Origin of the sequence: Prevotella sp. TF12-30, from assembly GCF_003436715.1 — a bacterium.
Lineage (GTDB): Bacteria > Bacteroidota > Bacteroidia > Bacteroidales > Bacteroidaceae > Prevotella > Prevotella copri_A.
In genome coordinates this window covers 33068-45949 of record NZ_QSQJ01000020.1, presented here as the reverse complement: position 1 = coordinate 45949, position 12882 = coordinate 33068, and the positions used below count along the sequence as shown (strand labels likewise).

Below are 12882 nucleotides of genomic sequence, written 5' to 3'. Positions count from 1 at the left end.
CCCTTTCAGGGCGAATAGGTGACAGCCCAGACTTATGAAGCTGCTTTATTTCGGCAGCTTCAAGGAATCCCTTTTGAAGAACTTGATGTTCCTGAGCAACGGATTCTTTACTTCCAGCATGCAGACCTCGATGATGAGCAGGAGGATGATGAGAATGCCCACAGCCTGAAACTGTTCATCGTAGGCACTGTATATCACGCTGGTCATATCTCCCTTCTGCAACTTGGTAAGGTCATCATTCAATGCCTTTTCTGCATCACTCGTATTATCCACATGGATATACTGACCCTTGCCAGCCTGCGCCAGTTCGCGGCACATCTGCTCGTTGAGGGCAGTCATCACGGTATTGCCTGCATGATCCTTCAGATAAGAGCCATCGCCCATCGGGATAGGAGCACCCTTGGTATTACCGATACCGAGAATGAACACGTTGATGCCCTTCTTCTGGGCAATCTCGGCAGCCTCCTTGGCACCATCCTCATGGTTCTCACCATCGGTAATCACGATGATGGCTCTACCCACATTGTCCTGCTGGGTAAAACTCTTGGTGGCAAGCGAGATGGCATCGCCGATATTGGTACCCTGAGTCTGGATCAGCCCCGGTGTGATATTCTGCAGGAACATCTTTGCCGATACATAATCACTGGTGATAGGCAACTGCACGAAGGCATCGCCTGCAAAGACAATCAGTCCGATCTTGTCGTTGCTGAAGTTATCTACCAGATTCTCTATCAGCATCTTGCTCTTGTCGAGACGGGAAGGAGCCACATCCTCGGCAAGCATGGAATTGGAGATATCGAGACAGATCATCGTCTCGATGCCATTACGCTTGTCGTGAGAAATCTTGCTTCCCATCTGAGGGCGAGCCACCATCACGATGACGAGTGCCAAGGCTGCAAGCATCAGCACAAACTTCACCGTAGGACGGTATTTGGATATGTTGGGCATCAACTGCTTGAGCAGTTCCGGATCGCCCAATCTTTTCAGCTTAGCCTTTCGCCTTCTCCAGCCTACCAGACGAACCAGTATGAGCACCGGTATCAGCCAGAGCAGCCAGAGAAACGTAGGATCTTCAAATCTTAACATATTTATATGATGTTATAATCTATTTTGTCTAAACTCCTCTTTCATCAAGGAATTCTTCTGAACCAAGTGAGGCGGAGCAATATCTCCAGGAGCAGTACCAGGAGTGCACCCAGGGCAAAAGGCTGATAGGCCTCATAACGCTTGGCAAAATGCTTCACATTAAACTTAGACTTCTCCAACTTGTCGATGTCCTTGTAGATCTTCTTCAACTCGGCTGTACTCGTAGCTCGATAGAAGTTTCCATCGGTGGTCTGAGCGATGTCGCGCAGCGTCTGGGTATCGATTTCCACCGGGATATTGACATACTGCACGCCTCCTGCCACAGGCATCGGATAAGGCGCCACCTTGTTGGTTCCCACACCGATGGTATAGACTCTGATGCCGTAGCTCTTGGCTATCTCGGCAGCGGTCATAGGCGAGATGTCACCCATGTTGTTACTACCGTCGGTGAGCAGGATTACCACCTTGCTCTTTGCCTTGGAATCCTTGAGTCGGGTCACGGCGTTGGCAAGTCCCATACCCACAGCGGTACCGTCGTCGATGAGTCCGCGAGCCGCGATATCGGTGCGGGTATCATGCAGGAGTCTGAGCAGACTGGCATGATCGGTGGTCATCGGACATTGCGTGAAAGCCTCTCCGGCAAAGATGGTGAGTCCGATATTGTCGGTAGGACGGCCTGAGATAAACTCAGTGGCAACATCCTTCGCCGCCTCCATACGGTTTGGCTTCAGATCCTCGGCAAGCATAGAGGTTGATACGTCCATGGCAAGCATGATATCGATACCTTCTACGGTCTTGTTGTCCCAGGAATAGTGGGTCTGCGGACGGGCCATGGCGATGACGATGAGCACGAAGCAGATGCATCTCAGCACCATCGGCAGATGGATGAGTCTGACGCGCATGCTCTTGGGAGCATACTGATAGATGCGTGTATCACTCATGCGCATCGTAGGCTCGCTCTTCTTCCTGCCCAGGAAATACCATAATATATAAGGTATCAGCAGCAGGAGCAGCAGAAAATATGCTTTACTTGCAAATTCCATTTCTTAATTTCTTTTTATTGTTTACATCACCAGCTCTGGATTTCTGAGCCTGATGACATTTACATCACGAGCATCGCTACCTGATAAACGATGTAGCCGAAGATGGCAACTACGCTGATGCCGCCCACCCAGAGCAGGGTCTTGATGAGTCGGCGCTGCTGCTGCGACTTCTGGTCTTCGGTGCTGAGCGTTGGAACGATCTTCTCCTCCTTAGGCTGCTCATCGGTCTTCGTCTGGTCGATGAAGTTGATGGCATTCACCAGGTTGGCATCGTTCTCGTTCATCGGAATCTCGTACTTGGCAAACTTCACCAGGTCGGCGGTGGAGAAGAGCATTCTCAGCTCGTCTATCATCTTCTGGTCGCCCGAAGCACGCAGGTGCTCGATGATTTCTCCACTGGTCATCTCCATCGCATTGAATCCGAAGCGGCTCACGATATAGGCACGCAGCGTATTGGTCAACTGGGTGTAGTACTCTTTCTGAGTCTCCTGGCTGGCACTGGTATGATGATGCTTGATGTCATTGATTTCACGCAGTGCCTTCTCATGGGCAGGCACCCTCTTCACGATGCGGATGCGGGCGATGATAGGCTTGTTCTTCTTCAGACGATTGCGTAGATAAATCATTGCACCACAGATGATAATCATCAGCAGGCTCAACCAGAAGGCGAAGCTCCACTCACTCCATTCAAAAGGATTATCCTGTACACCCTTTGCCGGATAGAACTGGTTAGGATGCACCGTATCTACCGGAACGGTGAGCACCTTCAGCGCCAACGGATTTCCGTGATAGCTCTTGCCGTCGATCTTCACATCGAGTGCAGGAACCACATACACCTTCTCATCGAAAGAGGTAAGCGTATAGTCGCGGCTCACCTGGATGCGGTCATCACCCATCTGCATCGTGTCGCCCTTGCTCTGCTCCACCACCTCTACACCAGGTGCAATCTGGTCCTGAGGCTTGAAGGATGGCAGCACGATTCTGGCACCCTTCCGGGCTGTAGCCTTGAGGTGCAGGATGGTCTGCTGTCCGATAAGCAGCTGCAGGGAATCCATGCGCTGCTCCACGGTCTGACCGAAAGCCAGCGTAGAGCAACCCATCAGCGCCATCGTCAATATGATATTCTTTATTTTCATGTTATCTTACTTTAGCCTCTCTGTTTGAACAGCATCAGGAGCGCCTTCGAGAAGTCCTCGTTGGTGGCTACCGAAGTCCAATCTACCTTGCTCTTGGCAAAGAGCTGTCGCAGATTCTCCTGCTGTCGCAACCAGTTTTGGGTGTGAGCCACTCTCAATTTCTTCGAACTGGTATCGATATACATCTCGTGTCCCGTCTCGGCATCCATCACCTTGAGCAGTCCCACGTCGGGCAGCTGCTTGGCACGCGGATCATACACCTGTATTCCCACCACATCGTGCTTCTGGTTGGCTATCTGCAGCTGGTGCTGATAGTCCTTGTTGTCGTAGAAGTCGCTGATGACGAAAGCCGTGCAATGACGCTTCATCACCCTCGTGAAGTATTCCAGGGCACATCCGATATCGGTACGCTGACTCTCGGGATGAAAGTCGAGCATCTCACGAATGATGTAAAGGATATGCTTGCGTCCCTTCTTGGGAGGGATATATTTCTCTATTCTGTCGGAAAAGAAGATGACACCTATCTTGTCGTTGTTCTGGATGGCACTGAAGGCAAGGGTTGCAGCTATCTCGGTAGCCAGGTCGCGCTTCATCTGGCGCATGGTACCGAAATCGAGCGAACCGCTCACATCCACCATCAGCATCACGGTAAGCTCTCGCTCTTCTTCAAAGACCTTGACGAAAGGGCGATGGAAGCGAGCCGTCACATTCCAGTCGATGTCTCTCACGTCGTCGCCATACTGATATTCGCGCACCTCGGCAAAGGCCATTCCCCTACCCTTGAAGGCAGAATGATACTGGCCGGCGAAGATGTTCTGGCTCAATCCGCGAGTCTTGATCTCGATCTTCCGAACTTTCTTTAAGATATCTTGTGTATCCAACTTATTACTTTGAACTTTGAATTTTGAACTTTGAACTTACTTCATCAAGGCACTTCTACCTTGTTGATGATGCGGCTGACGATTTCCTCGCTGGTGATTTCGCTTGCCTCTGCCTCGTAAGAGAGGCCGATGCGGTGGCGGAGTACATCGTGAGCCACGGCACGTACATCCTCAGGAATCACGTAGCCACGGTGCTTGATGAAGGCGTAGGCTCTGGCTGCCTTGGCAAGTGAGATGCTGGCACGAGGACTGCCGCCAAAGGTAATCATATCCTTCAATTCGCCCAGGCCGTAACGGTCTGGATAACGGGTAGCGAAGACGATGTCGGCAATATACTGCTCAATCTTCTCATCGATATACACCTCGTTGACGATGCTGCGAGCCTTCAGGATTTCCTCGGCTGTAGTAACCGGAGTCACGGTAGGCAGACCGCCCTGGATGTTTTCACGGATGATGAGCTTCTCTTCTTCGATGGTAGGATAATCGATGACAACCTTGAGGAGGAAACGGTCCACCTGAGCCTCAGGCAACTGATAGGTACCCTCCTGCTCTACCGGGTTCTGGGTAGCCATCACCAGGAATGGATTAGGCAAATGGAATGTCTGGTCGCCGATGGTTACCTGATGTTCCTGCATCGCCTCGAGCAAGGCACTCTGCACCTTGGCTGGAGCACGGTTGATCTCATCTGCCAGGACGAAGTTGGCAAACACAGGTCCTCGCTTCACATGGAAGGCTTCATCCTTCTGCGAATAGATCTGCGTACCGATCACGTCGGCAGGCAACAAATCGGGTGTAAACTGTATGCGGCTATAGTCTGCACTAATCAACTGAGACAATGTTTTGATTGCAAGAGTCTTCGCCAGACCCGGTACACCTTCCAGGAGAATGTGACCATCAGAGAGAAGACCGATAAGGAGACAGTCAACGAGGTGCTTCTGACCTACGATGACCTTGTTCATGCCCATTACCAGGTTGGTAACGAACTGACTCTGTTGTTCAATCCGGATATTCAACTCACGGATATCAATAGCTTCTGCCATAATCTTATATCAATTTTACGTTTAATTCATTCTAAAAACAGAACAAAGGGCACTTCCAAAATGCCCTCCGTCCTCAAATCAAACGCAAAAGTACTCAATTATGAGCACAAAAGCGAATAAAGCTAACTAAATTATATTAAAAAAGTTTCACAAACGCTATTTTTAGAAACTTTTAATAAAGCAGGCACACGAAGCATCAGCGATTGCGATGCTTCATATACCATGGATGTACTAGGAAATTATACATCAGGAGAGAAACCACTGTCAATCCGAAAGCCGGATACACAAGTTCATTATACACTGGATTCAATATCGCCATATCCACATCAGGAGACTTCTGATACACGTCCTTCACCAGCCAGAAACCCAATCCGATTCCTAAGCTCAACCCCAGTTCCCACGCCAGGAAGAAGGAGCTCATACTGGTGCCACGCTGGCAATGCTTGGCAAGCTTGATGTAGAAAAGCAGGAATCGGCTTCCGATGATACCCACTCCCAAGGCCAGCAAGGCTGGAACAAGCGTATCTTCGGCAAAGCTCTGATCACTTAAGAAAACAAATTCTGCTGCCGCGATCAATATCAGTCCCACGATTACCTGACTCTTCAGCTCTGCATCAGCAAAAACGTATTTCTCAGCCACCAATGCCAGAAACAGTCCGCAAAAAAACATCGCATAGACGGTGAGAGAATGAGGCAGCGACAGATAGAAGCCCGGTATCACCATGATGCATACAATATTGACGAACAGCGGAAATCCCTGAGGCAGGAAAAAGCGGTCACTGCTGATGAGCGACACTTTGTCTGACGGAGCCTTGAACGGGAATTTCACCCTGGAAACCAGCACCAAGGCTACCAATGCCAATACCGAAGCTACGGGAAAAACGACTTTCATACTGAAGACATGATAGACCAGAAGCGACAGCAATGGACCTACCGCAATGGAAAAGCGGGCAAACCAGGAGGTGATATAATTCGCCTCCGTACGCTGGAAAGATTCACAGGTATCGATAATCAGCGTACTCGCCAGCGACATCTCTGCCAAACCCAGGAAAGCGCCCTGAATCAGACGCATCACCACCAGCATCTCGAAGCCCACCTTGATATTCCAGAAGGTTTCCAGATAATAAAGAACGACGAGACTGACTGCCACGCCGAGGATGGACATCTGGCATACCCGATTGCGACGATAGTGCTGCACCAGATAAGAACAGAAGCCACCCAGCAGAAAGATGCCCAAACCATAGGCTGCATACACCACACCCACCTGAGCAAGGGAATAACCCTCCTTAGTCATAAAATAAGGTATGCTCAGGAGGAGCATGTAGATGCTCGTCATCAGGAAGAGATTGGCGAAGCATAGACGCCAGAAGTCACGGTGCCACAGATTAAAATGCACCGGGGTATTTTGCGTATCCATCTTAGTAGCTCTCTTCTGCGCTTGGATACTCCACGCTCTTCACGGCGTCGATATAAGCCTTTACTCCCTTCTGCATCTCCTCGCCTACCTGGGCAAAATGACGCAGGAATTTTGGCTTGAAGCCCTGGGTCATACCGAGCGCATCAGCATAAACCAGCACTTGCCCATCACAACCGTTACCAGCTCCAATACCGATAGTTACAGCGTTTACCTGACGTGAAACTTCAGCCGCCAGTTTGGCAGGAACCTTCTCCAGGACGATGGCAAAACAGCCAGCCTTATCCAGTGCTTTAGCATCGCTGATCAGCTTCTCAGCCTCTGCATCTTCCTTGGCACGGATGCCGTAACCGCCAAACTTATTCACGCTCTGAGGAGTAAGTCCGAGATGACCGCAAACAGGAATACCGGCATTGATGAGTGCCTGAACAGTATCCAGGATTTCCACGCCACCTTCCAGCTTCAGCGCATCCACGCCCGTCTCCTTCATCATTCGGCAGGCATTGCGCAAGGCATCTTCCTTGCAAACCTGATAGCTGCCGAAAGGCATATCACAGAGCACGAGTGCATGATTGCAGGCGCGGGCCACACTGCGTGCGTGGTAAATCATCTGATCTACGGTGATAGGCAATGTATCAGCATTTCCAGCCATCACATTGCTAGCCGAATCACCTATCAGGATGGTATCGATGCCAGCTGCATCGATGATGCCTGCGGTAGTGAAATCGTAGGCAGTAAGCATCGTAACCTTCTCACCTGCCGCCTTCATTTCGGCGTAGGTCTTGGTTGTGATTTTCTTTTTGTCTGTAGATAAATATCCCATATAATTGTGTTTACTTAAAAGTATAATTCTTTTCAGCCTATTTTCTGATTATCCTCTCCAGGTCATCGTATCCGAATCCATTGTAATCGGCTATCACATAGTCGCTGTATGGCTGGATGCTCTCTGCAGAATTGGTAGTAGCGAGTCCGAGGGTAAATGCACCCGAAGCTCTCACTGCCTTCAGTCCGTTGAAGCTGTCCTCCAGACCTACGCATTCCTCCGGCTTTGCTCCGAAACAGGCAGCACCCTTGAGATAACAGTCTGGATCCGGCTTGCTCTTGACAAAATCTTCGCTGGTGAGCACGCGGTCAAAATTGGTCTTGAACTCAGGATGATGCTTATACACCTGCTCCATCTTCTGCAGATTGCTGCTCGTCACCACAGCGCACTTCACACCATGCGCCTTCACGTCTTTCAGGAAAGTTTCGAATCCGGGAATGTAAGGAAACGACATATTCAGCTCGAACTCATCGAGCCGGGCTGTTATCTTAGCCTGTTCCGACTTGCAATCGGTGTATCCATCAATATGAGCGAATGCGGCATCGTCAGAGAAGTACTTGTCGTAGATCTGAACCAGGGTCTGTCCCTTGATGCGATGCGCAAAGTCAGGCATCTCCGGATGATACTCCCTGCCTATCATTCCCCAGAACACGGAATACTGGCTTTCGGTATCGAAAACCACGCCGTCTAAGTCGAATAATGCTGCTTTTATCATTACTTTTTATATTAAATAAATACTATCTAACATCTTTTTCGGGTGCAAAGGTACACATTTTTTTGCTAACTAGCCCCGAAATAACTACTAAATATACAAAAAAAGCTAATTTTATTTTGTTTTATCTACAATTTGCACTACCTTTGCATCGGTTTATATACATTAATAAATATAGTATATACATTAACTATTATAGATAGAAAGAAACAAAAACAAGATAGAATGAATATCATAGAGAAATATTTCCCTCACCTCACCGACGAGCAAAAGAAGCAGTTCGCTGCCCTCGACGGTCTGTATCGCGATTGGAATGCCAAGATCAATGTCATCAGCCGCAAGGATATCGACAACCTCTACGAGCACCATGTGCTCCACTCTCTGGCTATTGCCAAGGCGATCAACTTCCGCCCGGGTTCAGAGATTCTCGACTTCGGATGCGGCGGTGGCTTCCCGGGCATCCCGCTCGCCATCCTCTTCCCTGAGTGCAAGTTCAAGCTCATCGACGGCACCGGCAAGAAGATCAAGGTGTGCAATGAGGTGGCTGGCGCTATCGGACTCAAGAACCTGGTGGCTGAACACCTGCGCGGCGAGGACGAGAAAGGCAAGTACGACTTCGTGGTGAGCCGTGCCGTGATGCAGTTGCCCGACCTGATGAAGATCATCAAGAAGAACTTCAAGAAGGCGGGTCAGAATGCCCTGCCTAATGGTTTGCTCTGCCTCAAGGGCGGCAATCTGAAGGAAGAGCTCAAGCAGTATTATAAGATTTCGGAAATCACCCCTCTCAGTACCTTCTTCGATGAGGAGTGGTTCAGCCAGGACAAGCAGCTGGTTTATGTTCCGGCATAGAAGTGAAGAGTGAAAAATTCATCAGCTTCACTAATCATAAAGTTCAAAGTTCAAATCTCAAAGTTCAAAGTAAAATGCTACATATCGAAAGATTCCAAGTCAACATGTTGCAGGAAAACTGCTACGTGGTCAGCGATGACACCCTCGAGTGCGTCATCATAGATTGCGGCGCCTTCTATCCTGAAGAGCGCAAGGCAATCACCGAGTATATCAGAAAGAACAATTTGAAGCCTGTTCATCTCCTCGTTACCCATGGTCATCTCGACCATAATTTCGGCAACGATACCATCTACCAGGAGTTCGGACTGAAGCCGGAAGTGGCACAGGGCGATGAGAAGCTGATGAAGGGTCTGGCTCATCAGGCTGAGACATTCTACCAGATGCAGCTCGACACCCACTTCCCTCCTATCGGTCATTTCTTTGAGGAAGATGAGGTAATCAAGTTCGGCAATCACGAATTCACCATCATCGAGACTCCAGGCCACAGCAACGGCTCCGTATGCTTCTATTGCGAGGCAGAGCACGTACTCTTCTCGGGCGATACCCTCTTCAAGAGCTCAATCGGCAGAACCGATTTCCCTGGCGGCAGCATGTTCCGCATCATCAACAGCCTGCGCCATCTCGGCATGTTGCCGGATGAAACACAGGTGTTGCCAGGCCACGGAGAGGCTACCAGCATCGGCGAGGAATTGGCTCATAATCCATATATGGACCGATAGATTCAGGAAGATACAGCATTCAGAATTCCAAGGATTCAGAAGATACAGCATTCAGATGATTCAGAAGAAATCGAACACAGAGAAAATCATCCTGGGCATTGACCCCGGCACCAACGTGATGGGCTATGGCGTGATACGCGTCATCGGCAACAAGGCAGAACTGGTGGTGATGGGCGTCATCGATATGCGCAAGGAGAAAGATCCCTACTTGCGACTCGGCAGGATTTTCGAGCGGGTGACTGGCATCATCGATTCCTATCTGCCCGACGAGATGGCGATAGAGGCTCCCTTCTTCGGCAAGAATGTGCAGTCGATGCTCAAGCTCGGCAGGGCACAGGGAGTGGCTATCGCTGCTGCCATCCACCACGACGTACCCATCCACGAGTACGCTCCGCTGAAAATCAAGATGGCAATTACCGGACAAGGTCAGGCTTCCAAGGAGCAGGTGGCGGCGATGCTGCAGCGCATGCTCAACATCCGGGAAGACGAGATGCCGAAATACATGGATGCCACCGATGCCCTGGGCGCCGCCTACTGCCATTTCCTGCAGATGGGCAGACCCGAAACGGGCGACAGACACTATAGCAGCTGGAAGGATTTTGCTACCAAGAACGCCAGCCGCATAGAGAAAGATACAGGCATGACAGGCCCGCAGGCAAAGCTTCTGGCGGCTATCAACCGTACCACGCACAAGTAGCCCAGCCCGGAAATATCATCCTGTTATCACGCAATCATATCAAAAAAAATAAGAGAGATGCAAAAGATTATCAGTATTCAGAATGGCGTAACCCGTATGCCGGAATGGCGTATGGCTGAGCCAGTTAACTTCGAGGCATGCGACGGCGAGCATATCGCTATCGTAGGTCCCAATGGTGGAGGTAAGTCGATGTTCGTGGACATCCTTGTGGGCAGACACCCGCTGTTGATGCACGATCCTGATTACGATTTTTCTCCTAGTACCAAGCCCCTGGTGAGCGACAATATCAAGTATATCACCTTTCGTGATACCTACGGAGGCGACAACGACCGCACCTACTTCCTGCAGCAGCGCTGGAACCAGCTGGAAATAGATGAGAACACGCCTATCGTCAAGGATAAGCTGGAAGAGGCTTATCAGATGGCTGGCGAAGATACGCCGGAGCGCAGACAGCTGCAGGAACACATCTACGAGCTGTTCCACATGCACCACCTGCTCGACAAATACACCATCCTGCTGAGCAGTGGAGAGCTCCGCAAGTTCAAGCTTGCCTCTACCCTCTTCTCAGAGCCTCGCGTGCTGATCATGGACAATCCTTTCATCGGTCTGGATGCCGACACCCGCGACCAGCTCAAGGAGCTTCTCAAGTCACTCACCACCGAGCATCATCTGCAGATCATCCTCGTATTGAGCAAGAGCGATGACATCCCAGACTTCATCACCCACGTGGTAGAAGTGAAGGATATGAAGGTATATCCTAAGCTTACCAAGGAAGAATATCTGGCACAGCGCAACCCCATCCCTGCCCACGTATTATGCGAAGAATTAGAACAAGCCATCATCGACCTGCCATATAGCGACCGGGAATATCACAGTCAGGAAGTGGTGAAGATGAACAAGGTTCGCATCCAGTATGGCGAGCGCATCATCCTCAACGATCTCGACTGGACGGTTAACAATGGTGAGCGCTGGGCGCTGAGCGGACAGAACGGTGCCGGCAAGAGTACCCTGCTCAGCCTGGTATGTGCCGACAATCCGCAGAGCTACGCCTGCGACATTGCCCTCTTCGGCAATCCTCGTGGCAGTGGCGAGAGCATCTGGGATATCAAGAAGCATATCGGCTATGTATCTCCAGAGCTTCACCGTTCCTATCAGCGTGATATGCCAGCCATCCGCATCGTGGCGAGCGGCCTTACCGATTCTGTGGGTCTCTATGTAAAGCCTAAGGAAGAGGATATGGACCAGTGCCGTTTCTGGATGAAGGTGTTCGGTCTGGAGGGTTTGGAAGATCGTGGTTTCCTGAAGCTGTCAAGTGGCGAGCAGCGCCTGGTACTTCTGGCACGCGCCTTCGTGAAGGATCCTGAGCTCCTCATCCTCGACGAGCCTCTTCATGGTCTTGACAACAGAAACCGCCGCCTGGTAAAGGATATCATCGAGGCATTCTGCAAGCGAAAGAACAAGACGATGATCATGGTTACTCACTATAAGGAAGAGCTCCCTGCCTGCATCGACCACAGCATCTTCCTGATGAGACATACGAAATAGATATCCGTGTAAACAATATTCAAGGAAGAGAATATCAGACGAAAATGCCAGGAAAATGGGGAAAGAAGAGATTGAGAATTTTCCCTTAAGGATTTTTATTTTTTTCCTTAAGGGAAAATATATTTTTCCTTAAGGGAAACGCCAGCTTCTCTTAAGAGTTTTTTCCGCAACGGTCAACTTGTAAAGTTATTTACCATAACCAGTATTTTAAGAAGCGGTATGAGCGGTCACGATGGATGATATTCATCGCTATGATAGGATTGGCAAATGAATCGAATTAAATATATGTTTTCTGTAAGAAGCTGGAATAAAAACTTCTTTAAAAGTTTGGAAGTTACAAAAAATCGGCGTATCTTTGCAGAAGATTGGCGGCGCTCGGCAATTTGAAAGCAAGCTTTCATTGCGCTCTCTGGCACAATCTTTGCAGTATATATATATTTATTAATCATGGAGGAATAATATGGCAAATTATATCAGATTTGACTGGGCGATGAAACGCCTGCTTCGCAACAAGGCAAACTATGCCGTGCTGGAAGGCTTTATGTGTTCGCTGCTGAACGAGAAATTCAAGATCAACCGATTCCTGGATAGTGAGAGCAATCAGCAGACCGAGAATGATAAATTCAACAGAGTGGATATCCTGGCAGAAAATGAGAAGGGAGAATTCATCATCTTCGAGATACAGAATACCCGGGAACATACCTATTTCCACCGTATGCTCTATGGAGTTTCCAAGGTCATCACAGACAATATCAGTCTGGGCGATGATTACGACAAGGTGCGCAAGGTATATTCCATCAATATCGTGTATTTCACTTTGGGACAGGCTAAGGATTATGTATATCATGGCAAGACGATGTTCCAGGGACTCCATCAGCCGGATGATATCCTGAAACTCTCGAACCGACAGAGTGAACTCTTCTTCGGTGATGAAATT

At 49.5% G+C, this 12882-nt stretch carries 13 protein-coding genes; 5 read left to right on the top strand and 8 right to left on the bottom strand.

Annotated elements, in window-relative coordinates:
* Positions 1–45: 45 nt before the first annotated feature.
* From DXD25_RS09120 to DXD25_RS09085, 8 genes are all read right to left on the bottom strand, one after another.
* Positions 46–1086 carry a VWA domain-containing protein gene (locus tag DXD25_RS09120; protein ID WP_117663107.1) on the bottom strand — a complete coding sequence of 347 codons (1041 nt, stop codon included), beginning with the start codon at positions 1084–1086 and terminating at the stop codon, positions 46–48.
* Positions 1087–1130: 44 nt separating this feature from the next.
* The gene (locus tag DXD25_RS09115) at positions 1131–2129 is read right to left on the bottom strand and encodes a VWA domain-containing protein (RefSeq protein WP_117663105.1); all 999 of its coding nucleotides are present in this window, start codon (positions 2127–2129) and stop codon (positions 1131–1133) included.
* Between the two features lie 59 nt (positions 2130–2188).
* Positions 2189–3265, bottom strand: coding sequence for a BatD family protein (locus DXD25_RS09110; RefSeq protein ID WP_117663104.1), 1077 nt, complete (start codon positions 3263–3265; stop codon positions 2189–2191).
* An 11-nt stretch (positions 3266–3276) separates the two neighbouring features.
* Positions 3277–4146, bottom strand: a complete 870-nt coding sequence (locus DXD25_RS09105) for a DUF58 domain-containing protein (RefSeq protein WP_117663102.1) — start codon at positions 4144–4146, stop codon at positions 3277–3279.
* Between the two features lie 44 nt (positions 4147–4190).
* Positions 4191–5186, bottom strand: a complete 996-nt coding sequence (locus tag DXD25_RS09100) for a MoxR family ATPase (protein WP_117663100.1) — start codon at positions 5184–5186, stop codon at positions 4191–4193.
* Between the two features lie 196 nt (positions 5187–5382).
* Positions 5383–6603 carry an MFS transporter gene (locus DXD25_RS09095; protein WP_117663098.1) on the bottom strand — a complete coding sequence of 407 codons (1221 nt, stop codon included), beginning with the start codon at positions 6601–6603 and terminating at the stop codon, positions 5383–5385.
* A 1-nt stretch (position 6604) separates the two neighbouring features.
* Positions 6605–7423, bottom strand: coding sequence for a 3-methyl-2-oxobutanoate hydroxymethyltransferase (panB, locus tag DXD25_RS09090; RefSeq protein ID WP_117663096.1), 819 nt, complete (start codon positions 7421–7423; stop codon positions 6605–6607).
* A 37-nt stretch (positions 7424–7460) separates the two neighbouring features.
* Positions 7461–8138, bottom strand: a complete 678-nt coding sequence (locus tag DXD25_RS09085; protein ID WP_117663094.1) for an HAD family phosphatase — start codon at positions 8136–8138, stop codon at positions 7461–7463.
* A 222-nt stretch (positions 8139–8360) separates the two neighbouring features.
* Between DXD25_RS09085 and rsmG the strand changes: the two genes are divergently transcribed.
* From rsmG to DXD25_RS17175, 5 genes are all read left to right on the top strand, one after another.
* On the top strand, positions 8361–8984 hold the full coding sequence (gene rsmG, locus DXD25_RS09080; protein ID WP_117663092.1) for a 16S rRNA (guanine(527)-N(7))-methyltransferase RsmG: 624 nt from the start codon (positions 8361–8363) through the stop codon (positions 8982–8984).
* 74 nt (positions 8985–9058) lie between these two features.
* Positions 9059–9703 (top strand): MBL fold metallo-hydrolase, encoded by a 645-nt coding sequence (locus DXD25_RS09075; protein WP_089543429.1) that lies wholly within the window; start codon positions 9059–9061, stop codon positions 9701–9703.
* Between the two features lie 55 nt (positions 9704–9758).
* Positions 9759–10400, top strand: a complete 642-nt coding sequence (gene ruvC / locus DXD25_RS09070; RefSeq protein WP_117663090.1) for a crossover junction endodeoxyribonuclease RuvC — start codon at positions 9759–9761, stop codon at positions 10398–10400.
* A 57-nt stretch (positions 10401–10457) separates the two neighbouring features.
* Complete coding sequence (locus tag DXD25_RS09065; protein ID WP_117663088.1) at positions 10458–11945, top strand: ATP-binding cassette domain-containing protein; 1488 nt, start codon at positions 10458–10460, stop codon at positions 11943–11945.
* A 460-nt stretch (positions 11946–12405) separates the two neighbouring features.
* The coding region (locus tag DXD25_RS17175; RefSeq protein ID WP_233522249.1) for an Rpn family recombination-promoting nuclease/putative transposase at positions 12406–12882 on the top strand (477 nt) is incomplete at its 3' end.